Source organism: Stappia stellulata DSM 5886, assembly GCF_000423705.1.
In the GTDB taxonomy this organism is placed as follows: Bacteria; Pseudomonadota; Alphaproteobacteria; order Rhizobiales; family Stappiaceae; genus Stappia; species Stappia stellulata.
This window is the reverse complement of the sequence record NZ_AUIM01000004.1, coordinates 1-24903: the sequence shown is the minus strand read 5'-3', so window position 1 is coordinate 24903 and position 24903 is coordinate 1. Positions and strand designations below refer to the sequence as shown.

Sequence of the window (24903 nt, the reverse complement as noted above, 5' to 3'; positions counted from 1 at the left end):
CGCTCAGCCCCACAGACTCCAGGCGAAACGCGCCGCCACCAGAAGCAGGAACAGGCCGAAGAAGACCTCGAGCTGTCGCCTGGGCAGCGCATGCGCGATCCTGACACCGAAGGGGGCTGCGAAAGTGGTGATCGGAATGATCAGCGCGACACCCAAAAGATTGACGTATCCGAGCGAAAAGGCCGGCAAATGGGGATTGCCCCACCCGGCCCAGATCATGCCGATCACTCCGGGAATGGAAATCAGCACGCCCGTCCCCGCGGACGTGGCAACGGCCTGATGAATCGGGCGGCCGTAGAGCGTCATGAAGGTGTTGTTCATCACCCCGCCGCCAATCCCCATCAGCGTGGAGAAAAAGCCGATCAGCGCGCCGCAGACCGCGCGCAGCGGATTGCCGGGAATGTCGGCTCCAAGACGCCAGCTTTCCCGGTTGAACAGCATCCGCAGGCCGACGACGACGGCAATGCCGGCGAAGATCGCCTTCAGGCCGTCGCCGGAAACATAGGCTGCGACAAGGCTGGCCACGACGACGCCGGCGGGAACCGGGATCAGCCAGCTCTTCAACAGTTCGAGATCCGCCGCGCCCCGTTTCTTGTGGGCGGAAAACGAGCGCAGCGACGTCGGCACGATAATGCCGAGAGACGTGGCGACCGACACATGCATGCGGACGGACTCGTCGACGCCCAACCACGTCAGAAACTGAAACAGGACCGGGACAAGAACCGCACCGCCGCCGATGCCGAAGACGCCCGCGAGCAATCCGGCTATGGCACCGGAGGCGACCAGAGCGACGACGAGACCGATTGTGTCGCCGTTGATCGACGAAAAATCCATGGAAGCCCCCAAAGGTGCGGATGGAAAATTGACAAGGGAATATGGCTCAGCGACCGCCCGCCCCTGCGAGTTCTAACTGACCCAGCCCGAGGGAATTGTCCAGCCCGAGCTGGTCGATCTCCGCCAGGGCCGCATCGAGAACCTCAACCCCCGCCCCCGGACGGACCGCATCGACCGTCAACCGGCGCCGCCAGGCACGCGCGCCGGGGACACCATGATAAAGCCCGAGCACATGCCGGAGAAGCTGGTTCGCCCGCGCGCCGTCCTGCAGCCGCTCGATGAGGAACGACCGGAAGCGGGCAACCGCCTCGGCACGGCTTTCGACGGGGTCGACCGCGCCATGGAACCGGCTGTCGACGCCGGCAAGCAGCCATGGGTCGTGGTAGGCGGCGCGACCGAGCATGACGCCGTCGACATGCGACATCTGCGCGGACGCCTCGTCAAGCGATCCGATGCCGCCGTTGATCCCGATGAAGAGATCCGGAAACCTCTGCTTCAACCGATGGACCCGGTCGTAGTCGAGCGGGGGAATGTCGCGGTTTTCCTTCGGCGACAGCCCCTTGAGCCAGGCCTTGCGGGCATGCACCCAAAGGCCGTCGACCTTTACGGCTGCCACCGCATCCGCAAGGGCGTCGAGGGCGACCTCCGGATCCTGGTCGTCCACACCGATCCGGCATTTGACCGTCACCGGGATCCGGACGACCGCCTTCATTGCCGCCACGCTCTCGGCGACCAGATCCGGCTCGCGCATCAAACACGCACCGAAGCGACCCGACTGAACGCGGTCGGAGGGGCATCCGACATTGAGATTGACCTCGTCATACCCGAAATCCTCGACGATCCGCGCGGCCTCGGCGAGCTGCCGCGGATCAGATCCGCCAAGCTGACAGGCCACCGGATGCTCCAGATCGCGAAACCCCAAGAGGCGCTGCCGGTCTCCATGCACGACGGCCGCCGATGCGACCATCTCCGTGTAGAGAAGCGCATGGCGCGTAAGCACACGGTGGAACGCCCGGCAATAGGGGTCGGTCCATTCCATCATCGGGGCAACGGCGATTTTATGTGCCTGATATTTCGTCATTTTTCCAACAGCATCACTTCATGGCGCAATGGCGTGTGCACTCCAGTTCACCACCCGACAGGCCTCGTTTCGCCACGTCCCGATGGCGCACTGCACATATAGATCACACGAAACGGCTAGATCACACGAAACGGCGACCATATCAAAGCTTCCTTCGGGCTCCTGGCGGGGCCAGGTCAGACGCAAAGGACACCGGATCAACAACCCCGTCCGGCGTCGCGGCAACGCGGAGCCTTGGGCACGGACCATTGTGGGCAAGGTCGATAAGGGCGACCCTATACATGCTGGCGCCGCCCCGGCCAAGACATCCGACGTTCTCACCGATCCTCCCGGAGCAGACTGAACCGCGCCGGGTTTGCCGAAAGCTCCAACGGCTGAGCAGGATAGAGCATCATGTGCAAACCGACGAACAGGTTCTCCCCTGAGGTCCGCGAACGGGCGGTTCTCCTTGTGCAGGACAACGACGGCCAGCACGGGTCTCACTGTCTTGCTGGCGAGCGATCCCGATGACCGGCGCGGCTGCAAGGCGAGGCCCTGCGCTCCCGGACCGATGAGAAACACGGCCGCCGAAATTCGGAACCATGTGCCGGCCCCGACTGTTGGGATCGTGACGCCAGAAAACCCAATGGAGGCATTCATGGCCAGACAGATCGACACAGTCAATCCGGCCACCGAAGAGGTGATCGGGACCTACCGGTTGATGAGCGACCAGGAGGTCGCGACGGCCGTCGATGACTGTCATGCCGCATTCGAGGCGTGGCGCCTCGTTTCGCTGGAAGACCGCGCGGCGAAAATCAGCGCCATCGGCCGCGCGCTGCGCGACAACCGCGAGGACTTCGCCGCGCTCATGACCAAGGAGGTGGGCAAGCTGATCGGCGACAGCCGCGACGAGATCGACCTGTGCGCCGCGATCTGCGACTACACCGCAGAAAACGGGCCGGCAGAACTTGCCGACGAAGAGCGCGCAATTCCCGGCGGCACCGGCATCGTCACCCATGCTCCGACCGGTGTCATTTACGGCATCCAGCCCTGGAATTTTCCCTGCTATCAGGCGATCCGTTATTCGGTCGCCAATCTGATGGCGGGAAACGGTGTCTTGTTGAAACACGCCGCCAACTGCACCGGCAGCGGACTTTACCTGCGCGATCTGATCGAGGCGGCGGGCCTGCCCAAAAACCTTTTCACGGTTCTGGTCATCGACCACGACCAGTCGGCTGAGGTCATCGCCAGCGCCCGCGTGCGCGGCGTGACGCTGACCGGCAGCGATACCGCCGGACGCATTGTGGCGAAACAGGCCGCACGGCACCTGAAGAAGACGGTTCTCGAACTCGGATCGAACGATGCCTACGTCATCCTCGACGATGCCGATCTCGACGTGGCGGTCGAGAGCTGCGCGACGGGCAGGATCTACAACAACGGCCAGACATGCGTGAATGCCAAGCGCTTCGTCGTGACCGACGCGAATTACGATGCGTTCGTGGAGCGTTTTACCGAGCGCATGAAGTCATTCGAAATCGGCGATCCGACGGATGAGGCCACCGGCCTCGGCCCGTTGGCGCGCAAGGACCTGCGCGAAACGCTGGCCGGACAGGTCGAGGACAGCATTGCCAAGGGCGCGCGGGCCTTGTGCGGCGGAACGGTGCCTGAAGCGACAGGCGCCTTCTACACCCCAACCGTGCTTGTCGACGTGAAACCGGGCCAGCCGGCCTATGACGACGAGCTGTTCGGGCCGGTTGCATCGGTTATCAGGGCCCGCGACGACGACGACGCGATGCGGACCGCCAACGACAGCCACTACGGCCTCGGCGGCGGCATTTTTTCCAAGGATACGCAGCGCGCCCGCGACCTGGCATCCAAGCATTTCGACACCGGGATGGTTTCGATCAACACCTACAAGCTCGCCCTCCCGAACATGCCCTTCGGCGGGGTCAAGAACTCCGGCTACGGACGCGAGCATGGCGGCTTTGGCATGAAGGAATTCGTGAATGTGAAATCCCTCTACATGGCGTGAGCGGGACCGGGCACCCCGCCCGGTTCCCCCTTGCGGGAACATCGGTCGGCGCCGGCTGTTCCCGCGAGCGAGCAATGCAGAAGGAGCGCAAGAATGCACTATCCAAGCCCCCCGTTCCCCGAACAGCCGCAGACGTTGCCCGGCGAGACCGGCAGGATGGAACCGCGCCCGGACCACGGCGAACGAAGCTACAAAGGGTCCGGAAAGCTGAAGGGCATGGCGGCTCTCGTCACCGGCGCCGATAGCGGGATCGGCCGTGCCGTCGCGCTTGCCTATGCCCGCGAGGGCGCCGACGTGATGATCTCCTATCTTGAAGAAGACAAGGAAGCGGATGTGACCCGGGCCCTCGTGGAAGAGGCGGGACAACGCGCCTGCGTCATGCCGGGCGACATCCAGGACGCCGACCACTGCCGCGCGTTGGTGCGCAACACGCATGAGGCGTTCGGCCGGCTGGACCTCCTGGTCAACAATGCGGCCCACCAGATGTATTTCCAGGAGCTGGAAGACATCGATGACGAGGAGTGGGAAATGACATTCCGCACCAACCTCCATTCGATGTTCTACCTGTGCAAGGCCGCCGCGCCGCTGATGGAAAGAAACGGCGCGATCATCAACACCGCGTCGATCAATTCCGACAAGCCCAATCCCGGCCTGCTCGCCTATGCAACGACCAAGGGCGCCATCCAGAATTTCACGGTGGGACTGGCGCAAATGCTCGCCGAGCGCGGACTGCGGGTGAACTGCGTCGCCCCGGGACCTGTCTGGACCCCGCTGATCCCCGCGACCCTGCCCGCAGACTCCGTGGCGCATTTCGGCGAGAACAAGCCGATGGGCCGTCCCGCCCAGCCGGCGGAACTGGCGACCGCCTATGTGATGCTGGCCGATCCGCTGTCGAGCTACACATCGGGTGCCACCGTCGCGGTCGCCGGCGCAATGCCGATGATGTAGATCGCCGATAACATAGACAGGCAAACCATCGGCGCTGGGCGTCGCCTTCTCCGCTCACGCGCGCGGGCTGCCCGGCTTCGCCTCGCCCTTTGGGCTTGTGTCGGAGCGGGCAGTTGGCGGACGGACGACGGTCGCACGCCCTTCCCCGCGCGACGCCAGCTCGACCGCCAGGGCGTCGATCAGCCCCGCAGCGGATAGAGCTTCCCCTCCCCGCGACCGCGGAATTGGAACAAAGCTTTCGCGCGTCTGTTGCAGTCATTGAAGGGATCGGGCACCGAAGAAGGGGTGTTGCGCCGCGCGAGAAAAAGGCGCAGACGGAACCCGTGCGGTGTAACGGGGCGAACGGCACTTTCGGGCGAATTGACCGCTTCGAACTTCCGGGAACGCCCCCTGCAAGACCGCAGGACCGAACCGGGGCAAGCCCCCGCAGATCCACTGCCGAAACCCGCTCGTAGAGTGCAAAAAGAGGGCTTTGACCTTGAAATCCAGCAACGGATCAAGCCGAAAGGACGATGTCCTGGACGAGCAGCTTCAGCAGGTACTTTTCGAAATCGGAAAGGAAGACATTCCCGACCGCGTGCTCGATCTGGCCCATCATCTGGAAACCTTGTTGCAGCAACGCCAAAAGCGGCGGCGCTGACCCCGCAGATCAGACCGGCCGAATGTCGCCCGTGCCGTGCAAAGGCTCGTCCCGGCGCAGTTCTTCCGTGACCCTTCCTCCCTCCAGTTCACGCGCGACCATGGCCCGCGACCGGTTTACCCGGCTCTTGATGGTGCCGATCTGGACACCGAACATTTCCGCCGCCGTCTCGTAGCTTTCTCCCAGCATCACGACAACCACGAGTGTTTCGCGATAGGGCAGCGGCAATTTCGCCACGGCCTCCATCAACTCGCCTCCGCGCATGGTCCATTCCTGCGTCGCGGGCTCGGAAAGCGTCGTGGAGACACAGTCTTCTGACCCCGTCGAGACCCGTTTCATCTTCGCGATATCGTTGAGAAACGTGTTGCGCATGATCGTCTTCAGCCATGCCCGAAGATTGCTGCCGGGCTGAAAACTGTCGATCTTGTCGATCGCCTTCACGAGCGTTGCCTGAACGAGGTCGTCGACATCCTCATGCCGGCGGGTGAGCGCCCACGCATAAACGCGCAAGGACGGTATGAGATCGACGATGTCGTTCCTTACGGTCACGCCGTGTCACTCCTTTTTTTGCCCCGCAAACGAGGTGAAACCCCTGCTTGTTCAATGCACAAGTCGCGCGAGAGTTCCGCGGGCACCGGGAATCTCGGTGAAGACACAGGGAACCTTTTTGGTTTGTCGCTGTTCGACGGGACAGATGCGGAAGGCCTTTTGCCGCCGCGAAACCGAAGGAGATCTCCATGCAGGTCAACGAGATCATGAGTCCCAGGCCATTGACACTCACTCCCGAACAGACGCTGCGCGAGGCGGCCCGGGTGATGCGACGGATCGACAGCGGTTTCGTTCCCGTGGGAGACGGCGGCCGGCTCGTCGGCACCCTTACGGATCGCGACATCGTGATCAACGCACTGGCGCAGCAAAAATCCGCGGAGAGCCCCGTGAGCGACGCGATGACGACGGAGGTCCTGTATTGTTTTGAGGATCAGGCCGTGGCCGAGGTCGCAAGGAACATGGGCGCGCAACAGGTCCGCCGCCTGCCCGTCGTCAACCGCGACAAGCGCCTCGTCGGCATCGTTTCGCTCGGCGACCTGTCGCGTCATGGCGATCCCTCCGCAGCAGGCGCCGCCCTCGAGCAAATCTCAGTCTGACCGTCATCGCGTGACGCATGAGCGCGCCCGATGCCGGAAGCGGTAGCCGGCATCGGGGCACGAGACACACCGGAGCGGTTGCTGCCGGCCTGTCACTGCACAGACCCCGGGTCGGCCAGGCGACACCGAAAACGAGGAGCACCACCCAGATGCAGAAAGACACGACATCTTCCGGACGCGGGGGCGAATATCACCAGACGGCCTCGGAGGGTGTGGAACGGATGACCACCCAGCAGGGGATCCCTGTCTCCGACGACCAGAATTCCCTGAAACAGGGCACACGCGGCCCCACGCTCATGGAAGACTTCCATTTTCGCGAGAAGATTTTCCATTTCGATCATGAACGCATTCCCGAACGCGTGGTTCATGCTCGCGGTTACGGCGCCCATGGCTACTTCGAGACGTATGACCCGATCCCGGAGCTGACGCGCGCCGACCTGTTTCAGCGCAAGGGCGAGAAAACCCCCGCCTTTGTCCGTTTCTCGACTGTGGCCGGCAACAAGGGGTCGGCAGACCTTGCCCGCGACGTGCGCGGTTTCGCGGTCAAGCTCTACACGCGGGAAGGCAACTGGGACATCGTCGGCAACAACATTCCCGTCTTCTTCATCCAGGACGCGATCAAGTTCCCCGACCTGATCCACGCCGCCAAGCAGGAGCCGGATCGCGGCTTTCCGCAAGCACAGACCGCCCATGACAATTTCTGGGACTTCATCTCGCTGATGCCCGAGGCCGCGCACATGATGATGTGGATCATGTCCGACCGGGCCATCCCGCGATCCTTCCGGTTCATGGAAGGCTTCGGCGTCCACACGTTCCGTTTCGTGAATGCCGAGGGCAAATCGCATTACGTGAAGTTCCACTGGAAGCCGAAACAGGGCCTGCAATCCGTGACATGGCCCGAGGCGCTTGCGATCAACGGCGCCGATCCGGATTTCCACCGCCGCGATCTGTGGGACGCCATCCAGTCCGGCAATTATCCAGAATGGGAACTCGGCCTGCAGGTGTTCGACGATGATTTCGCGGACCGGTTCGACTTCGACATCCTCGACGCGACCAAGCTTATCCCCGAGGAGGACGTGCCGGTGCGAAAGGTCGGCCGGCTGGTGCTCGACCGGATGGTCGACAATTTCTTCGCCGAGACAGAACAGGTCGCCTTCCACACCGGCAACGTCGTGCCGGGCGTCGACTTCACCAACGACCCACTGCTGCAGGGCCGCAATTTCAGCTACCTCGACACGCAATTGAAGCGTCTCGGCAGCCCGAACTTCACACACATTCCGGTCAACGCCCCGAAATGCCCGATGCACTCGCTGCAGCAGGACGGGCATATGGCTATGACCAATCCGACGACCCGCGCCAACTACGAACCGAACAGCTGGGGCGATGCCGAAGGCGGGCCGCGCGAGGATCCCGACGGTGGATTCCGTTCGGTTCCGGAGGAAAACCCGGGGCCGAAGGTTCGCGAGCGTTCCGAGACATTCGCCGATCACTACAGCCAGGCGAGACAGTTCTACATCAGCCAGACCGACGTCGAACAACGTCACATGGCCGACGCCCTGGTCTTCGAGTTGTCGAAGGTGGAGACCCCGGCGATCCGCACACGCGTCCTGTCGCAGCTTTGCAACATCCACGACGATCTTGCCAACGCCGTCGCCGACGGTCTGGGCATGTCCGTGCCGGAGCCGGCCGAACCGGCAATCCCGACACGTCAGGATTTGTCTGCCTCTCCCGCCCTCTCGATCCTGAAGAACGGGCCGAAGAGCCTCGCCGGTCGCAGGCTGGGCATCCTGATCGCGGATGGAACAGATGCCGGCGAACTCAAGACGCTGAGCGATGCGGCAAAGGCGGCAGGCGCGACGCCAATGCTCGTCGGCCCACGCGTCGGGTCGGTCAGTCTTTCCGACGGGTCCACCACCGCAACGGACGAGAAAATCGACGGCGGTCCGTCGGTAATCTTCGACGCGACCGCCGTGCTGGTCAGCGCCGAGGGCGCTGCTCAGCTTGGTGGACTGCACGCGGCCCGAAGCTGGGTCGCCGACGCCTGGGCGCATGGAAAATACATTTTCCACAGCGCCGACGCGGGGCCGTTGCTCAGCGCGGCGGGCCTCCCGGACACCCCTGGCGACGGCGTGGTGTCCACGGACGTCCTGTCGGCCGATGATTTCCTGAAGGAAGCCTCCGCGCTTCGGGTCTGGAACAGGGCCCCGTAGCGATACGGATGCCCTGGCGTCGCGACGGCAGTGAGTCCTCCCCGGCTGCCGTCGCGACGCCCCTCCCTGCGACGTTTTGGCGAAACGTTTCGTGCGTCATCGCGACATTGCGTCCCTTCCCCGCCGGCCCTGCTCCACGGCCGTCCGGAACCTGTCGGGCTTCCGCCAGTTTTCGTGCAACGCCTTATCCACGGAGATCCAGTCATGCCCGCCAAATCGCAAGCGCAACAAAAGGCTGCCGGCGCCGCCCTGTCCGCAAAACGCGGCGAAATGGATCCCTCCGATCTGACCGGTGCCGCACGAGAAATGCACGAGACGATGACCGAGACGCAGCTGGAGGCATTTGCCGAGGGCAAGCGCAAGGGCAAGCCCGGCCATGCGTCGTGACACACGAAGGACCTGAGTGTCCGAAGACCGAAAACAGAGGGAACATGAACCACCACGCCTGGTTGTTTTCATGTTGCCCAAGGAGAGCGCCATGAAACTCAGTTTCGCAGTGAACGGCCGGAAGCAGTCGCTCGATCTCGACCCGCGGGTCACGCTTCTCGACGCCCTTCGCGACCATGTCGGCCTGAGCGGGAGCAAGAAAGGTTGCGACCACGGACAGTGCGGAGCCTGCACGGTGCTGGTCAACGGACGCCGCATCAACGCCTGTCTCAGCCTCGCGGTCATGCATGAAGGCGACGAGGTCACCACCGTCGAAGGGCTGGCGCGGGACGGTCCGTCAGCACTGCAGGCCGCCTTCGTCGAACACGACGGAATGCAATGCGGCTATTGCACGCCCGGGCAGATCTGTTCAGCGACGGCGATGCTTGAGGAAGTCGCCGCGGGTTGGCCCAGCCATGTCAGCGCCGACCTCACATCGAAGGTGGAGCTGACGCAGGACGAATTGCGCGAACGGATGAGCGGCAATCTCTGCCGCTGTTCCTGCTACCCCGGCATCAATGCCGCGATCGGCCAGGTTGCGACCGAGGTGCCCGCTGAAGAGGAGACGGCAGATTGAAACCGTTCGACTACGTCAGACCCGGCGAGCGCTCCAGCGCACACGAGGCGGCACGCGACGGCGGAAGATATGTCGCCGGCGGCACGAACCTGATCGACCTGATGAAACTGGAGGTGATGACGCCAGACACGTTGGTCGACATCTCCCGCCTCGACCTAGACGGTATCGAAACGGTGGACGGCGGGCTTCGCATCGGAGCCACGCTCACCAATTCCGACCTTGCCGCAGACCCCCGGGTGCGGCGCGACTACCCCGTGCTTGCCCGCGCCCTGCTGGCGGGCGCGTCCGGGCAATTGCGCAACAAGGCGACAACCGGCGGCAACCTGCTTCAGCGCACGCGCTGTCCCTATTTCTACGATACCGACACGAACTGCAACAAGCGCACGCCCGGATCCGGTTGTGCCGCCATCGGCGGCGAAACGCGCAATCACGCGGTACTGGGCGCTTCCGAGCACTGTATCGCATTGCATCCTTCCGACATGGCGGTCGCCTTGCGCGCGCTGGATGCCACGGTCGAGGTGGAAGGCCCGGATGGCGCGCCACGCGAGATTGCGCTGCCCGATCTCTACCGTCTGCCCGGTGCCACACCGCATATCGAGACATCGCTGGCGCCGGGCGACCTGATCACCGCGGTCCGCCTGCCCGCGCCGTCCGGCGACCGGCAGGTCTATCGCAAGGTCCGCGACCGCGCGTCCTATGCCTTCGCGCTGCTGTCGGTCGGCGCCGTGCTGCGCATGGAAAACGGCCGCATCGCACAGGCAGCGCTGGCTTTCGGCGGGCTCGCACCGCAGCCGTGGCGCGACCGGGAAGTCGAAGCCCTGCTCACGGCGGAAACTCCGTCCGACGCATTGTTCGAAAAAGCCGGCGAGGTGCTGCTTGCCAAGGCCGATCCGCCACCTGGCGCGGCATTCAAACTGCCGCTGACCAAACGCGTCTTGAAAGCGGTATTGACGGAGGCGACACAATGACCCTGGACCTGAAACTCGACGCACCCGACGAGGCCAACCGGGCCGATGACCTTGTTCAAGGCGTCCTTGGACACGAAAACGAGCGGCCGGACGGGTTGTCCAAGGCCATCGGTGCCGCGACCTATGCGGCCGAACCGCGGCCCGATGGCCTCCTGCATGGCTTTCTCGTGCGTGCCCCGGGAATAGGCGCCGTCTCCTGTTCCAATGCGAATAGCGTGCGCGAGATGGAGGGGGTGCGCCTGGTTCTGCGCGATCCCCGCATGATCCGCAACGCCGCGCAGGGCGCCGCCAACGAAGCTCCGGTCCAGGGCGTCGACAGGGCCGAATACGTCGGCCAGCCGGTCGCCCTGGTGGTGGCTGACAGTTTCGAACAGGCACGCCACGCCGCACAGGCCCTTGAGGTCGAAGTCGAAACGGACGATGCCCCGGTCGACCCCGAGGCGGTCACGGCCGAGAAACCGGACGGCCGACAGACCGCGCAGGGCGACCTGGACGCGGCCCGTCGCGACGCGGCGCATGTACTGGACCGGACATACACAACGTCCTCTATGGTGTCGGCGGCCATGGAGCCGCATGCGGCCACCGCCGAATGGGACGGCACGCGACTTGTCCTGCGCGGCAGCCTGCAGATGCTGAAATACAACCGCAACGAACTGGCCGACAGCCTTGGCATTGCCCCGGAGAACGTGCGGATCCTGGCTCCCTATGTCGGCGGAGGGTTCGGTTCCAAGCTCGGCATTTCGGCCGAGTGCGTGGCAGCGGCCCTCGCCGCGATCGAACTGGGCCGGCCCATCCGCGTGGTTCAGCACCGCCGACAGGTGTTCGAGATGAACACACGCCGCTCCGAAACCCGACAGCGCATTCGGCTCGCCGCAGACCGCCAGGGCCGGCTGACGGCGCTGGAGCACGAGGCGCTGGTCTCAAATCTGCCCGACGAAACCTTCGCGGAACCGGTGCTTCAGGGCAGTCATTTCGCCTATGCGGCACCGAACAGGGCCTTGCGGATGCATGTCGCGCGGATACACCGGCCCGCGGCCGGATCGGTACGTGCCCCGGGCGAGGCCGTCGGTGTCACCGCGTTCGAGGTCGCGATGGACGAACTCGCCGTGGCCACCGGCATCGATCCGGTCGAGTTGCGGTTGCGAAACATCCCCGACAAGGACCCCGAAGCCGGCATTCCCTTTTCTTCCCATCGGCTGAAGGCCGCGCTGAGCGAAGGGGCACGACGGTTCGGATGGGCCGACCGGCCCTCGCCCCCGCGCCAGCGGCGCGAAGGTGAGTGGTGGATCGGCACCGGCATGGCCGCGGCCTTCCGCGTCAATGCGATCATGGAGGCGCAAGCCCGCATCCTCCTGACCGGCGACAGGGCCGTTGTCGAGACGGACATGACCGATATCGGCACCGGAAGCTATGCGATTTTCCAGCAGATCGCGGCGGAATTGCTGGGCCTGCCGCTCGAGCGTGTGAAGGTCAGGCTGGGAGACACCGAACTGCCGCCCGGCTCGGGGTCCGGCGGGTCCTTCGGCGCAGCCTCCACCGGCACCGCCGTCTGGATGGCCGGAATGGACCTGCGCAGGCAGATTGCGCGGGCGCTTGCTTGTGACGAGGCCGACCTCACGCTGAAGGACGGCACAATCATCCGCGGCAACACGCGCCGCAGCCTGGCCGAGGCGTTTGACGGCACGGTGCTGACAGGCGATGGCCATGTACAGCCTGGCGACGCGCAGCAAAAGGTCCGCCAGGCCACTTTCGGCGCCCATTTCGCTGAGGTCGCGGTCAGCGACGTTACCGGCGAGATACGCATGCGCCGGATGCACGGAAGCTTTGCAGCCGGGCGTATCCTCAATCCGCGCACCGCACGCTCGCAATGCCACGGCGGCATGATCTGGGGGATCGGCATGGCCTTGACGGAGGCGGTGACCCATGACCGCCGCGACGGACACATGGTCAACCGCGATTTCGCGGAATACCACCTGCCGGTCAATGCGGATGTTCCGCCGCTCGATGTGCACTTCATAGAGGAACGCGATCCCTGGGCCGGACCGCTGCAGGCGAAGGGGATCGGCGAACTGGGTATTTGCGGCGCCGGCGCGGCGATCCTGAATGCGGTTCATCACGCCTGCGGGGCGCGCTTGCGCGATTTCCCGGCCACGCCCGACCGGGTCCTTGCCGCACTCGTATGACGGAAACCTTGGGAGAGCACACCATCGTGTCGGACAGCGGAACCTATGCGTTGAGCGAAATCCTGGACGAACTGGAATCCGCGGTGACCGACGAAGAGGTCACCGTGGACGTTGTCGTCGACAAGCTCGGCCGGTCGTCCTTTGCATCCCTGATGCTGGTGTTTTCGCTGATTTCCACCTCCCCGGCGAGCACCCTGCCCGGCATCACGACCATGGTCGCCATACTGGTCTTCATTCTGGTGGCGCAAATGATGGGAGGCCGGGAAAGTGTCTGGCTTCCCCGGCTTCTCACCAGGAGGCGGATGTCGTCCGAGACACTCTGCCGGGGTATCCGCTGGCTCCGAAGGCCGGTGCGATTTGTGGAGCGTTTCCTGAAACCGCGCCTGACCTGGCTGTTTCACCGCCCCTGGCTGTGGCTACCCATGAGCCTGATCATGGGTCTCACGCTGTTCATGCCGTTCATGGAGCTGGTGCCGACCTCCGGGTCCATTGCCTCGGCCGTCATCGCCTTGTTCGCGGCCAGCCTTCTTACCCGGGACGGGTTGCTGGCCCTGGCGTCGTTCGTGCTGCTTTCCCTGGTGCCAGTCTCGATCTACCTGTGGCAAACGTAAGATCGGAGCGGCCTCACCCTTTCGACCAGCGTTCGAGCGCTTCCAGCTCTTCCCACGCAACAGGGACGGCAATGGTGGTGTTAGTGTCTACCCGCAGCGAACAGGGAGCATCCGCCGTGGCGCCGCGCTCGTTGCGCAGCCAGTCGAAACGGGCGCCCCGCAGTTTCATCGCGGGCCGCTCCCGCGATGGCCTTCAGCGTTCCTCCACCGCCCGGTGCGATCCCAGAAACCGAAGGGCGAGCGAGGCGACAAGACCCGCAAACAGCAACCCGCCCGCAATCCACATGAATGCGCCGGCCAGAACCTGGTCATCGAGGGCGCCCAGGCCGTAAGGCGCGGTTGTCGCCAAATGCCACGGATGCCACAGCCGGTCCGAGAAGATCAGCAGCACCGAGAGGAGCGTCATCTGGGCGGCCGTGCCCGCCGCCGCCAGTGCGGTGGCGAAGGGAGCCGTCCCCACGTGCGTCCGGAACGAGGCCCACAGCACGACCGCCGACCCGAGCAGGCTGAGGTGCATCGCCCAATAGACCAGATCCGACTGCAAGGTCAGTGCATAGGGCCCGGGAACATGCCACAGCCAAAAGAGTGCGGCGAAGACCGCCGCGGCAAGGCCGGGCCCGACGCCCCTGCCCCGTAGCAGGGACGCCAGGAGCGGGGCCGCGATGAGCACAAGCACGAGATGCTGGGCGACGCGCGCGGAAAACAGGGACATGGACGCCGCGCAGATCGGAGAGACGAACATGACGCCAACCAGGATCCAGCCGAGCACCGGCCGTGTCCGGTCGCCGTTGCCGACGCGCCACAGAATGAGGGCCAGCGTGACCGCGAGAGCGGTCAGGAGGACCGGATCCAGGGTCCAGCGGGTCCACAGGTCCGCCGGCGCGGGCGGGGGACCGCAAAATGGCACATGGGTTTCCATGTCAACCTCCACATCCTTGAAAGAAAAACAGGATCGCGGCATCGGCGAAGATCGCCAGCGCGAAGATCAGGCCGCTCCAGAACGCCGCGCCGCCAAGATCGTTGTCGGTCTTGCCCCATCCCGACACGACCGACCACAAACAGGCGGCCAGCGCCGCGAGCGTCACCGCCGCGACCGTGGCGACCAGGTGGGAATACCCGATCATGGCGCGCGGCGGACAGGCGGCGGAGATCAGTGCGTAAACGGCGATAAAGTGGGTTGCCCAGGCGAGACCGGGGACAACGATTGCCGTGACCCTGCGTGCCATGTTCGTCATCCCGCCCCTCCCTGCAGCGCGCCCGCCAGATAGATCGCCGCCGTGGCGACGACCATCAGGCCGGTGCCCTTGGCGTAGGTTGCAAGATTGAAGTCCGGCAGACACTGCCCCGCCTCCACCTGGCCGGAGAGCCTTCGCACCGCATTGAAAAGCGCACAGTAAGCCGTCACGAAAAGGTTCACTGCGACAAAAGCCGCCATGGCCCACAACGTTGCACCGAGCGCGGTTGCCCAGGGGTCGATCGGCTTGAGCGCCGCCCAAAGGGCCCAGAGCGCCAGGCCGGCGGAAATGGCTGTAAGCAGGGCGAACAGCGCGGCACCGGCAAACCGGTCTTTCAGCCCGGCATGGCGTCCAAGCTGGCCGAAGCCGGCCACGGCAAGTCCCGCCAGCGCGGCGCCGACAACCGGCAGAACCGACGGCAGACGCGCAGCTCCGGCCATCCCGGGCGCGACGTTCCACAGATAGAGCACACCGAAGACCAATGAGGCGAACAGGGCCATCAGCACCAGAACGGTTCCCACCACCCCGACATGCGTGTGGCTGCGCCGATCCACGACATTGACCGGAAGCCGGTGCCCCATCCCGGCGTCGCGCGCGACGCCACTGTCGGACGGCTCCCAGCCCCACAACGTGAACGCGACCAATGCAATGGCGCCGCCGACGGCGCTGACCCAGTAGAAGGAGGCGATCGTCGCCCCGAAAAGCACCGCAAGGCCGAAGGCGGCAAGCATCGGGATCCATGTCGGATGGGGAAGCCGCAGGATGTAAAGCGGCTCGCCGCTGACCGGATCGCACCCCATCGTCTCGCGCCGCCCGTCGCGTATGCCGCGCATCACGCCCTCGACCCGATGCGCCTCGTTGTCCAGCAACTCCGGCTGGTCCCACAGCGGTTCGCGGCTCTTCACGGGCGGAATGGCGTGGAAATTGAACCCCGGCGTCACCGGCGGATAGAGCCACTCCAGCGTCCCCGCCCCCCAGGGATCACGCGGCGCGACCGCCCCTTTGCGCTTGTGCCGGAGAAAATCGAAGACGAAGAGCGCAATGCCGGCTGCCAGAATATAGCTGCCGATGGAACTGAGCATGTTCAACCGGTCCCAGCCGAGACCCTCGGGATAGGTCGCCACACGCCGCGGCATCCCGCGCAGACCGGTGACATGCATCAGCAGAAAGGTCGTGTTGAAGCCGATGAACATCAGCCAGAAAACCCATCGGCCAAGGCGTTCCGACATCATGCGTCCCGTGAAATGCGGCGCCCAGTAATAGAATGCGCCGAACAGCGGAAAGACCATCCCGCCGATCAGCACGTAGTGGAGATGCGCGACGACGAAGTAACTGTCGTGCGCCTGCCAGTTGAAGGGAACGCTCGCGAGCATCACGCCCGTCAGCCCACCGAGCACGAAGATCGCGAGAAAACCGAGGATGAACAGCATCGGGGTGGTCAGCCTCGGCCTGCCGGAAGCCAGCGTCGCGATGAAACAGAATATCTGGACGCCCGTGGGGATCGTCACCATGGTCGAGGCAGCCGAAAACAGTGACAGCGACAGGATGGGCAGGCCCGTGGTGAACATGTGGTGCGCCCAGAGGCCGAAGCTGATGAACCCCATGGAGACCACGGCCGCGACCGTGAAGCCGTATCCGAACAGGGGCTTGCCGACAAAGGTCGGCAGCATGGTCGCCACCATGCCCGCCGCCGGGAGGAAGATGATGTAGACCTCGGGATGGCCGAACAGCCAGAACAGGTGCTGCCAGAGCAGCGGGTCGCCCCCCAGCGCCGGATCGAAGAACGGCAGATCGAGAAGGCGTTCCGATTCCAGCAGGATCGACCCGATGATCAGGGGCGGGAAACCGATCGCGATCATGAACGCAGTAATCAGGATGTACCAGGCAAAGACCGGCATCTTCGCCAGGCTCATGCCCGGCGCGCGGGCACAGAGTATGGCGGTGATCAACTCGACGGCGGCCGTGACCGAGGCGATCTCGGCAAAGGTGATGCCGATCAGCCAGAAGTCGGCCGACACGTCCGGCGTAAAGGCGCTGGTCGACAGCGGCACATACATGAACCAGCCGCCATCGGGCGCGGCGTCGAACAGGAACGACGAGAGGACAATGATCCCGCCAAACAGATAGCAGTAATAGCCGAACTGGCCCAGACGAGGGAAAATCAGATCCCGCGCACCCAGCATCAACGGGATCAGATAGACCGCAAACCCCTCCAGGATAGGGATCGCAAAAAGGAACATCATCAAGGTGCCGTGCATCGTGAAGACCTGATTATAGGTCTCCAGATCCAGGAAGGTGTTCCCGGGCACAATCAGCTGCGTTCTGACGAGAAGGGCCAGGAAACCCGCAATCAGAAAGAAAACAAATCCGGTGTAGATGAAACGGCGACCCACCACCCGGTGGCTGACCGACGACAGGCGCCGGATGCCTTTCGGCGTGTCCCACACGCCCTCGAAGGACTTGTCTTCCCCTTTTCGGGTTCCCGAATAGTCGCTCGGGTTCTCCACTACGCTCATTCCAGGCTCTCCAGCCATGCCACCAGCGCCCGCAGCTCAGGCCCTGACAGGTGGTTGTAGGACGGCATGTCCGCGCCGGGCTTCATGTCCCGGACATCGGCGATCCAGCCGGCCAGGTTGCCGGTGTTCATCTTCCACATTCCCGCGCCCAGCGACGCCCGGGCACCGACACGGGTCAGATCGGGACCGATCCGGGCGTCGGATATGCCGCCAACCCTATGACAGGCGATGCAGCCCGCTGTCTGGAACACCTCGGCCCCGCGCCGCTCCTGCGGTGTGACCGCATCGCGTGCCTCGCCCTCGAGGCCGTCCAGAAACGCGTCGAATTCGTCTTGAGGAAGGGCCACGACCTCGAATGCCATCAGGGGATGGGCGAGACCGCAGAACTCCGCGCATTGACCGCGAAACCGGCCCTCCTCAGTGGCTGTGACGGTCAGCCGGTTCACCCGTCCCGGGATCATGTCCATCTTTCCGGAGATCGAGGGAACCCAGAAGGAATGGATCACGTCGGCGCTCTTCAGACGGAACTCCACCGTCTCGCCCACCGGCAGGACGATCTCGTTGGCATCCCGGATCGCGCGGCCGTCGGGATCGTAGACCACGTCCCACCAGAACTGCTTGCCGGTCACCTCGATGACATGAGCGGCCTCCGCACCGCCCGCGATCGCCCGCAGGACCAGCGTCGAGCCGACGAAAAGGGAAAAGAGCACCACCGCGGGAAAAACGATCCCGCCGCCGACGACCCACCACGTGCGAGCCTCGCCGCGCGCCTTCCACGCGAGCGCCACGAAAACCATCACGAGAGCGAAGATCGCAATGCCTGCCACGGTCATGATACCCGTCAGCCACAGGGTTCTGGAGGCCCCGACCCCTGCGCCGTTCAACGCCCATTGTGCGTCGAAGATATCCAGAGCAGCTTCCATCTCAGCGCGACTCCATCATGTAGAGATAAGCGGCCATATGCCTTGCCTCGTTCTCGCTCACGCCCATGTCCGGCATCACCGTTTTGGGGGAATGGCGAGGGGGAGACTGCAGCCAGTCGACCAGGTTTCCGGGCCGGTTCGGGAGAATGCCGGCGATGTAGGAACGGTCGCGAAACCCTCGCAGGTCCGGCCCCACGGTTCCCCGGGCCCGCACGACCCCGGGGATCGCATGGCAGGCGCCGCAGCCGAAATCGGCTATGAGATCCGCCCCTCGGGCCGGATCGCCGTCCACGACACGCAAAGCCTGGTCCGTCCAGTCCGTCCGGCCGGCGCCCGTTGGTGTCTGAAGGCTGTCGGCGTAGGAGGCGGTGCGTGCGCCGAGCGCCCGAAACCAGGCGCCGATCGGATCGGCTTCGGGTCGCGCAAGCGCCCAGACCGAAACGCCCACCACGCAGGCGGTCAGAACGACCGCGCCGACAAGCGGCAAAAACACGCGTCGGAGGCGTTGAAATACAGTGGACAGCACCATTGTCGCTCAGTCCGACGCGCGTGTTACACGGTCCTGCACGGGAACCGTTTCGGCCGTCGCGGGATTGGCGGCGCGGGCATAATATTCGGACACCGCACGCATATCCTCGGCGCTCATCTTGTCGGCGATGGCAGACATCACGTTCATCGCGTCATTGTCGCGCGTGCCCTCCTTCCACAGGTGCAACTGAAGCTCCATGTATTCCGCATATTGCCCGGCGAGATAGGGAACCGACGGCGGCAGGCCGGTGCCGCCCGCGCCATGACAGTTGACACAGGCCGGAATGCCCTTTTCCGCCGACCCGACGGCCGCGAGCTGGCCACCCCACTGAAGCAACGTCCCGTCGAAGGCGCTGCGCGGCCTGTCGAGCGTGCCCGCGCCCATCGCCGCGTAATAGACCGAGACGGCTTCGCGCTCGCGGTCCGTCAAACGGTTGGCAATGCCGCTCATGACCCGGTTGGGGCGCGCGCCGCTGGCATAGTCCTGAAGCTGTTTGTAGAGATACCAGCCCGCCTGCCCGTCGAGACGCGGAAACGCCCCCGTCCCGTCGCCTTGTCCGTCGACGCCGTGACAGGTGATGCAGGCCATGCCGGATCCGCCTTTTTCCGCACCGCCCATGGCCACGAGACGTCCCGCCTCCAGCAGGTCGTCGTCGGGCGCCCGGCTTATCGTGGCGTTGAACAGGACGCCGTCGACCTTCAGTCGGCGCTCGAGTTCCGACTTGGCCGGGCCCTGGGAGTAATCCTGCGCCTGCAATGCGACGCTGGATCCGACGCTCAGGGCGACAAGGACGATTGCTGTTCGTCTGACCAGTTTCATGTCGAGCCTCCCTCAGGCGTCCATCAGCGGGCGCGGATTGCCCAGGTAGTCGTTCTTCATGTGATCGAGCGTCCAGTAGGCCAGCCCCATCAAAGCCCCGGTCGGGTTGTATCCAAGGTTTTGCGGGAACAGGCAGGCACCGAAAACGAAGACATTGTGGTGGTCCCACATCTGGCCGTAGCGGTTCACCACGCTGGTCGCCGGGTCGGTGCCGATCACCGCCCCACCGGTGTTGTGGGTGGTCTGGTAGGGAACGACGGAATAACTCTTGCCTTCGGATGCCTGATTGCTCGTGCTGACGGCCCGGACATTGTCCATGTTGCGGGCGATTTCTTCCGCCTTCGAAAGCACATAGGCGCTCATCTTGCGGTCATTGTCGGGAAAATCGAAGGTCATCCGCAGCAGTGGTTGCCCGAAATCGTCGACATAGGTCGGATCGAGATCGAGGTAATTCCGGGGAACCGCGACCGAGCTGCCGTGGCAGACGATCCCCACGTGGTGAAGATAGCTGTCGCGCACCGCCCGCTTCCACTTTGCGCCCCATGGCGGGGTGCCCGGTGGCGTCGGCTGGTAATTGATCGGCCGTCCGTTCGTCTGGTTCGCGCTGATATAGCCGCCCCCGACAAATCCGAGCTCGCTGTGATCGAAGTTGTCGCCGTTGAAATCGTCGATCGTCATTCCCAGAGCGCCGGCCCCCATGAAGGGGTTGGACCAGACCTCGTCGTCGAAGAATGCGCCCGCCGCGGCGAGGGTCTGGTAGGCATAGTTTCGTCCGACGGTGCCTTTGCCGGTCTCCGGGTCGTAGGGCGTGCCCAAACCGCTGACCAACATCAGGTGCACGTTCCACAGGGCATAGGCGTTGAGACAGACGGTATCGGCCGGCTGAAACACCTCCTGTCCGTCTTCATCGACATAGGTCACGCCGGTTGCGGTCTTCCCGTCGCCGGATTTCTCGACCCTGAGAACGTGGGCGTTCATCCGCAACTCGAAATTCTCGTGATCCTTCAGGATGTCGTAGATGCAGACAATGGGGTCTGCCTTTGCGAGATATCCGCAGCCGAAGCGCTCGCAGAACCCGCAATAGGTGCAAGGATGCAACTGGGCTCCATAGGCGTTCTCGTAAGCCCTGGTGACGTTGGCCGAAGGCATCTGAAACGGATGATAGCCGAGCGCCTTTGCAGACTCGCGGAAACGCCGCAGCGGCGGAGAGGCCTTCATCGGCGGATTGGGATATTCCGCCGAACGCGGTCCTTCAAAGGGATTGCCGCCTTCGCGGATTTCGCCATCGAGATTTCCTGCGACGCCAGCCGTGCCGCAGACGCGATCGAAAAAGTCGAGGTGGGGCTCGAGTTCGTCATACGACACGCCCCAGTCCTGGATGCTGAGGCCGTCGAGCATGCTTTCGCCATAGCGCTCCGCATAGTGGCTGCGCATGTTCAGGTCCGACGGCAGGGGACGCCACAGCTGACCGTTCCAGTGAATGCCGGCACCGCCGAGCCCCTTTCCCGGCAGGAACGACCCGAGGCGCCGCATTGGCCGGGCCGTCTGTGAGCTGTTGTTGCGGAAAGACAGGGTTTTTACCTGCGTATCGAGCATATGCCCCTTGCGACGGGCATATTTGAGCTCGTCATGTTCCTCCGGAGCCCCGAAGCTCACCGTATCGTGCCGCCAGTCGCCGCGCTCTAACACCACGCACCGCTGACCCGCATCCGCCAGTTCCTTGGCGGCGGCCAGACCCGTCCACCCGGCCCCAACGATCACGACATCCGTCCTGGGAAGTTCCTTGACCACGATTCAGCCCTCCTTTCTCGCCGGTTCCTGCCGCCCCCGGACTCCGGCGGCCCGGCCCGGAGTTGCGGAGCGCGCACGTCCCGGCACATGGGCGATGCCGCGCGGCGGCGCCGCGAAAGGAGCGTTCTTGTCGACAAAATCGGTGTAATAGGCATGAGCCCCGGGAAAACCGACCATCCGCCAACCGGCATAATCCTTGTTGCCGCCATAGATCGGATCGGCGAAATAGCCTTCCTTCACCAGGGACCAGAGCTCGTCGAAGAACGTGGATGCGGGCATGTCACCGAGATCGCTCCCCTTCCCTTCGGACAGGCGTGTGACGAAGTCCTGCCGCTGCGGTTCGTTGAGGTCGACCAGGCGGGGGCCGTTCTTTTCGAGGCGTGCGATCCCGTCGCGGATCAACGACGCCGGTGTGCGATCCACCTGCCAGCCCTGCTCGGGCGCGGCATCGCCGAAGGGGCCCTTCAGGTAGAGACCCGCGCCCGACCCGTAAGGTCCGGCCAGTTGCAGGTCGATGTAATCGACGACACCCGCCTGACTTGCGCTTGGAAACGCGTCTTCCGGAATCAGGACGTCGGCCAGGGCGGCAAGAAAGCGCGCTTCATCCCCGGTGAGAAATGCCCAGGGTTTTCCATCAAGGGCGGCAAAAGGGTTTTGGGCGAGCGATGCACCCGGCGTGATGGCGGCCACCCCCGCCGCTCCCAGCTGGAGCAGCACCGCCCTTCTCGAAAAAACTGCCATGTGATCCCCCGATAATTGACGCGGTCGAGGCTCAAACAGGGCAAATGACCACTTGTTCCGAAATTTCTCAGCCCTTCCGGTTTTTGGGCATGTCCCCTGCTCCCTCGGCTTCGAAAGAAGCGTCCAGGTCATCGACGATGCTGTCTTCCGCGACCATGATCAGACGGTAGCCCTCCTCGAGCCTTGTCTCGTCGTCGCCGAGCCACTCCGTCTCGTCGCAGGCAATCCCGATAACCCGGCATTGGCGCGGCAGATTGAGATCGCGGATCTTCTTGCCGTCCAGTTCCGGCCCGACAGGGTATCCGCGTATTGTCAGCCCCTTGCGAAACCGCATCTCAAGCGCGGCATCGGAGTGATCCTCGATCATCCGCAGCAAGGAGCGCGCGAGGGTCTGGTGCGGCGTGACGAGATCCTCGAGGCCCAGTTCCTCACAGACGGATACAAGCTCCGAACGCACGATCTGCGGTATGACACGCTCGAATCCGACAGAGCGTCCAACCAGCGCCGCCATGATGTTCACGTCGTCCGTGTTGGTCAGAAGGATCAGCGCATCCGCATGGTCGCCGAACGCTTCGCGCTGGATTGTCGGCAACGTCCCGTCGCCATGCAGCATGCCGCAATCCAGATCCTCCGCGACCTCGTCGAGCGTTTCGCGGTTCCTGTCGACAAGGACCACCTGGTGACCGGTTTGCATCAGCTGGTCGGTGGTCGCCACGCCGAAACGGGACGCGCCCACGATGACGATCTTCATTTGCTTCTCCATGGACTCCAGGTGGACGGCGACAACGCAACAAGAACGGCAAGAAACTCCAGCCGCCCAAGAAACATTGCCGCCACCAGAACGAATTTCAGGTGCGGCGCGAGATCGGGGCCGGTCACGCCCGACGAAAGCCCCACGGTCGACAGCGCCGAAACGATATCGAACAGCGATCCAAGCGCCGGCTGGCCCGACATCAAGAAGACGATCCAGGCCACCAGGGCGGTGATCGCGTAGCAGCTGACGACAGCGACCAGGGAGACCACGCGCTCGGATTTCACCGGCGCGCCGTCCTCCTTGAAATGCGTGACGGCGCGCGGCGGGGTGCGCATGCGCAAGAGGGTGAGCCCGATCATGCGAAGCGCGCTCATGGCGCGGTCGATCTTGATCCCCCCGGCGGTCGATCCCACCCCGCCACCGACGATCATGGCGGTCAGGAGAAAGGCAACGGCAGGCGGAACGTCCGTGACAACAGCGACTGAGAAACCCGCGGTGGTCAGCGCGCTGATGTAGTTCAGAAGGACATCGGCAAGAGCGCTCGCGGGCAATTGCGAACTCAGCACCACCAGCGCGCAGAGCGCGAGGAGACCTGAAAGGGTCAGCGCCAGCACGCCCCTGGCGTTCGTTGCCCTCAATGCCGAAGAAAGGCCGGACCGCCAGCAAAGAACGTAGAACATCAGGGAAATGCAGGTGGACAAACACAGAAGCATGATCACCGCCTGCGCGACGCGACTGTAGCTGGCCAGACTGTCCGGTCTTGGCGTGAAGCCCCCGGTTGAAACCGCAGCCAGCCCCACGACAACGGCTTCCCACCAACTGGGCATGAGCTGCAGCAGCAGCAGAATGCCCACACCGGTAATCGCGCCATAAACGATCAGCAACTGACGCGCCTGGGTGCGGGTCGACTGCAGCAAATCGCGCTGGCCGATCCCCACATCGCCGAGGGTCTGCGCGGTCACCCCCGGCCCGACGATGACCGCAACCCCGGCGACCGCGATCGCGAAGCCGCCCGACCATTGCAACCAGGCGCGCAGGAGATGCCCGCTCAAGGACCAGTCCATTGTCCCGGTTGCGACGGAGAGCCCGGTCGAGGTGATCGCCGAGACGGATTCGAACAGGGCATCGCTTGCGGAAAGCCCGAGCACCATGAAGGCCGGAACGGCAAGCACGGCGCCAAGCGCGAACAACATGACAAGTGTGACGATGGCTTCGATCCCCCGCAGATCCCGAAGCTGCCACTTGCGCAGCGACACCCCGCCGACCGCGGTGAAAACCAGCGTGGGCGCGCCAAGCGCGAAGACCAGTTCCCAATGGCGCTCGACAGCGGCGGCAACGGCGGGCGGAGCGGTCAGTCCGGCAAGGACCAGTCCGTGAACCGCGACGGCCCGCAGAACATGCCCCGGACGCGCGCGCCAGACGACACTGCTTTGACCAGTTGCTCGGGACATGGGCCTAGGATGCCGGACGGGATGTCATTCGCCATAAACCGGCAACAGGGATCGATTGTTCCCGTAACCGACACGCCGGTCCGAAGACACCCGGAAATGCCGGCCTGCCCCTGATGCAATCGTTCAGATGCCTCAAGGAAGAAACCGTCGCCCCCTGGACACTCTCCCGACAGTCCTGATCGCCCGTGCGATCACGTGTTCCCCGTCAGCGCCTATGGCACAGATTTGAGGTTGTGATTTAAGGAGGGTTTGGGCTTCGTCGTAGTGACGAAGGAACGAAGATGAAGCCCAAATCCTCCAACGCAAAATCACCTGCCGAGCGGGTGGTAAAGGACATCCGCCGCAAGACCCGTCGGCATTTTTCCGCTGAAGACAAGATCAGGATCGTGCTCGACGGGCTGCGCGGTGATGACTCCGTTGCCGAGTTGTGCCGCCGTGAAGGGATCGCACAGAGCCTGTATTACACCTGGTCCAAGGAGTTCGTGGAAGCCGGCAAGCGCAGGCTTGCTG

The 24903-nt window shown here is 64.1% G+C and carries 25 protein-coding genes; 11 read left to right on the top strand and 14 right to left on the bottom strand.

Annotation, left to right across the window (positions count from 1 at the left end; translation table 11 throughout):
* Nucleotides 1-3: 3 nt before the first annotated feature.
* Both G572_RS0100200 and dusA read right to left on the bottom strand, forming a co-directional pair.
* Complete coding sequence (locus G572_RS0100200; protein WP_037544934.1) at nucleotides 4-834, bottom strand: sulfite exporter TauE/SafE family protein; 831 nt, start codon at nucleotides 832-834, stop codon at nucleotides 4-6.
* Nucleotides 835-880: 46 nt separating this feature from the next.
* Nucleotides 881-1915 (bottom strand): tRNA dihydrouridine(20/20a) synthase DusA, encoded by a 1035-nt coding sequence (gene dusA, locus G572_RS21765; RefSeq protein WP_084649804.1) that lies wholly within the window; start codon nucleotides 1913-1915, stop codon nucleotides 881-883.
* 637 nt (nucleotides 1916-2552) lie between these two features.
* Between dusA and G572_RS0100190 the strand changes: the two genes are divergently transcribed.
* The 3 genes from G572_RS0100190 to G572_RS26110 all read left to right on the top strand — a co-directional run bounded on the left by G572_RS0100190 (nucleotide 2553) and on the right by G572_RS26110 (nucleotide 5514).
* Nucleotides 2553-3926, top strand: coding sequence for an NAD-dependent succinate-semialdehyde dehydrogenase (locus G572_RS0100190; RefSeq protein WP_029056766.1), 1374 nt, complete (start codon nucleotides 2553-2555; stop codon nucleotides 3924-3926).
* A 93-nt stretch (nucleotides 3927-4019) separates the two neighbouring features.
* The gene (locus G572_RS0100185) at nucleotides 4020-4874 is read left to right on the top strand and encodes an SDR family oxidoreductase (RefSeq protein ID WP_029056765.1); all 855 of its coding nucleotides are present in this window, start codon (nucleotides 4020-4022) and stop codon (nucleotides 4872-4874) included.
* A gap of 478 nt (nucleotides 4875-5352) precedes the next feature.
* Nucleotides 5353-5514, top strand: a complete 162-nt coding sequence (locus tag G572_RS26110) for a hypothetical protein (protein ID WP_156884426.1) — start codon at nucleotides 5353-5355, stop codon at nucleotides 5512-5514.
* Nucleotides 5515-5523: 9 nt separating this feature from the next.
* On the opposite strand, the gene G572_RS21760 is transcribed toward G572_RS26110, so the two are convergent.
* Nucleotides 5524-6063, bottom strand: coding sequence for a sigma-70 family RNA polymerase sigma factor (locus tag G572_RS21760; protein ID WP_208978983.1), 540 nt, complete (start codon nucleotides 6061-6063; stop codon nucleotides 5524-5526).
* Nucleotides 6064-6251: 188 nt separating this feature from the next.
* Between G572_RS21760 and G572_RS0100170 the strand changes: the two genes are divergently transcribed.
* From G572_RS0100170 to G572_RS0100140, 7 genes are all read left to right on the top strand, one after another.
* Nucleotides 6252-6659 carry a CBS domain-containing protein gene (locus G572_RS0100170; RefSeq protein ID WP_029056764.1) on the top strand — a complete coding sequence of 136 codons (408 nt, stop codon included), beginning with the start codon at nucleotides 6252-6254 and terminating at the stop codon, nucleotides 6657-6659.
* Between the two features lie 149 nt (nucleotides 6660-6808).
* On the top strand, nucleotides 6809-8869 hold the full coding sequence (locus G572_RS0100165; protein WP_037544931.1) for a catalase: 2061 nt from the start codon (nucleotides 6809-6811) through the stop codon (nucleotides 8867-8869).
* A gap of 204 nt (nucleotides 8870-9073) precedes the next feature.
* Nucleotides 9074-9256, top strand: coding sequence for a DUF3008 family protein (locus G572_RS0100160; RefSeq protein WP_029056762.1), 183 nt, complete (start codon nucleotides 9074-9076; stop codon nucleotides 9254-9256).
* 91 nt (nucleotides 9257-9347) lie between these two features.
* Nucleotides 9348-9872: a 2Fe-2S iron-sulfur cluster-binding protein gene (locus G572_RS21755; RefSeq protein WP_084649879.1), complete on the top strand. Its 525-nt coding sequence runs from the start codon at nucleotides 9348-9350 to the stop codon at nucleotides 9870-9872.
* Nucleotides 9869-10840, top strand: a complete 972-nt coding sequence (locus tag G572_RS0100150; RefSeq protein ID WP_029056761.1) for an FAD binding domain-containing protein — start codon at nucleotides 9869-9871, stop codon at nucleotides 10838-10840. The genes G572_RS21755 and G572_RS0100150 overlap by 4 nt, the downstream gene beginning before the upstream one ends.
* Entirely contained in the window at nucleotides 10837-13023 is a 2187-nt protein-coding gene (locus G572_RS0100145) for a xanthine dehydrogenase family protein molybdopterin-binding subunit (RefSeq protein WP_029056760.1), read from the top strand. The genes G572_RS0100150 and G572_RS0100145 overlap by 4 nt, the downstream gene beginning before the upstream one ends.
* Nucleotides 13024-13049: 26 nt before the next feature.
* Nucleotides 13050-13634, top strand: coding sequence for an exopolysaccharide biosynthesis protein (locus G572_RS0100140; protein WP_029056759.1), 585 nt, complete (start codon nucleotides 13050-13052; stop codon nucleotides 13632-13634).
* A gap of 13 nt (nucleotides 13635-13647) precedes the next feature.
* Here G572_RS0100140 and ligD read toward each other — a convergent pair whose 3' ends face one another.
* From ligD to G572_RS0100090, 11 genes are all read right to left on the bottom strand, one after another.
* Nucleotides 13648-13803 (bottom strand): non-homologous end-joining DNA ligase LigD, encoded by a 156-nt coding sequence (ligD, locus tag G572_RS26105; protein ID WP_156884425.1) that lies wholly within the window; start codon nucleotides 13801-13803, stop codon nucleotides 13648-13650.
* A 24-nt stretch (nucleotides 13804-13827) separates the two neighbouring features.
* Complete coding sequence (locus G572_RS21750; protein WP_037544928.1) at nucleotides 13828-14553, bottom strand: cytochrome c oxidase assembly protein; 726 nt, start codon at nucleotides 14551-14553, stop codon at nucleotides 13828-13830.
* Nucleotide 14554: 1 nt separating this feature from the next.
* A complete protein-coding gene (locus G572_RS21745) occupies nucleotides 14555-14869 on the bottom strand; it encodes a hypothetical protein (protein WP_037544924.1) in 315 nt (104 codons plus the stop codon).
* Entirely contained in the window at nucleotides 14866-17385 is a 2520-nt protein-coding gene (ctaD, locus tag G572_RS21740; RefSeq protein WP_051241380.1) for a cytochrome c oxidase subunit I, read from the bottom strand. The genes G572_RS21745 and ctaD overlap by 4 nt, the downstream gene beginning before the upstream one ends.
* Nucleotides 17382-18308, bottom strand: coding sequence for a cytochrome c oxidase subunit II (coxB, locus tag G572_RS0100120; RefSeq protein ID WP_029056758.1), 927 nt, complete (start codon nucleotides 18306-18308; stop codon nucleotides 17382-17384). Before coxB ends, ctaD begins: the two co-directional genes overlap by 4 nt.
* 1 nt (nucleotide 18309) lies before the next feature.
* Nucleotides 18310-18801 carry a c-type cytochrome gene (locus tag G572_RS26585; RefSeq protein WP_245566131.1) on the bottom strand — a complete coding sequence of 164 codons (492 nt, stop codon included), beginning with the start codon at nucleotides 18799-18801 and terminating at the stop codon, nucleotides 18310-18312.
* Nucleotides 18802-18843: 42 nt separating this feature from the next.
* Nucleotides 18844-19656, bottom strand: a complete 813-nt coding sequence (locus G572_RS21730; RefSeq protein WP_051241379.1) for a c-type cytochrome — start codon at nucleotides 19654-19656, stop codon at nucleotides 18844-18846.
* Nucleotides 19657-19668: 12 nt separating this feature from the next.
* Nucleotides 19669-21447, bottom strand: coding sequence for a GMC family oxidoreductase (locus G572_RS0100105; protein ID WP_029056757.1), 1779 nt, complete (start codon nucleotides 21445-21447; stop codon nucleotides 19669-19671).
* A 3-nt stretch (nucleotides 21448-21450) separates the two neighbouring features.
* On the bottom strand, nucleotides 21451-22188 hold the full coding sequence (locus G572_RS21725; RefSeq protein ID WP_084649802.1) for a gluconate 2-dehydrogenase subunit 3 family protein: 738 nt from the start codon (nucleotides 22186-22188) through the stop codon (nucleotides 21451-21453).
* Nucleotides 22189-22255: 67 nt separating this feature from the next.
* Nucleotides 22256-22939 (bottom strand): potassium channel family protein, encoded by a 684-nt coding sequence (locus tag G572_RS21720; RefSeq protein WP_051241378.1) that lies wholly within the window; start codon nucleotides 22937-22939, stop codon nucleotides 22256-22258.
* The gene (locus G572_RS0100090; protein WP_029056756.1) at nucleotides 22936-24393 is read right to left on the bottom strand and encodes a TrkH family potassium uptake protein; all 1458 of its coding nucleotides are present in this window, start codon (nucleotides 24391-24393) and stop codon (nucleotides 22936-22938) included. The genes G572_RS21720 and G572_RS0100090 overlap by 4 nt, the downstream gene beginning before the upstream one ends.
* Before the next feature lie 281 nt (nucleotides 24394-24674).
* On the opposite strand from G572_RS0100090, the gene G572_RS0100085 reads away from it, so the two are divergent.
* Nucleotides 24675-24903 (top strand): transposase (locus G572_RS0100085; protein ID WP_029056755.1); only part of this gene is annotated, 229 nt, incomplete at its 3' end.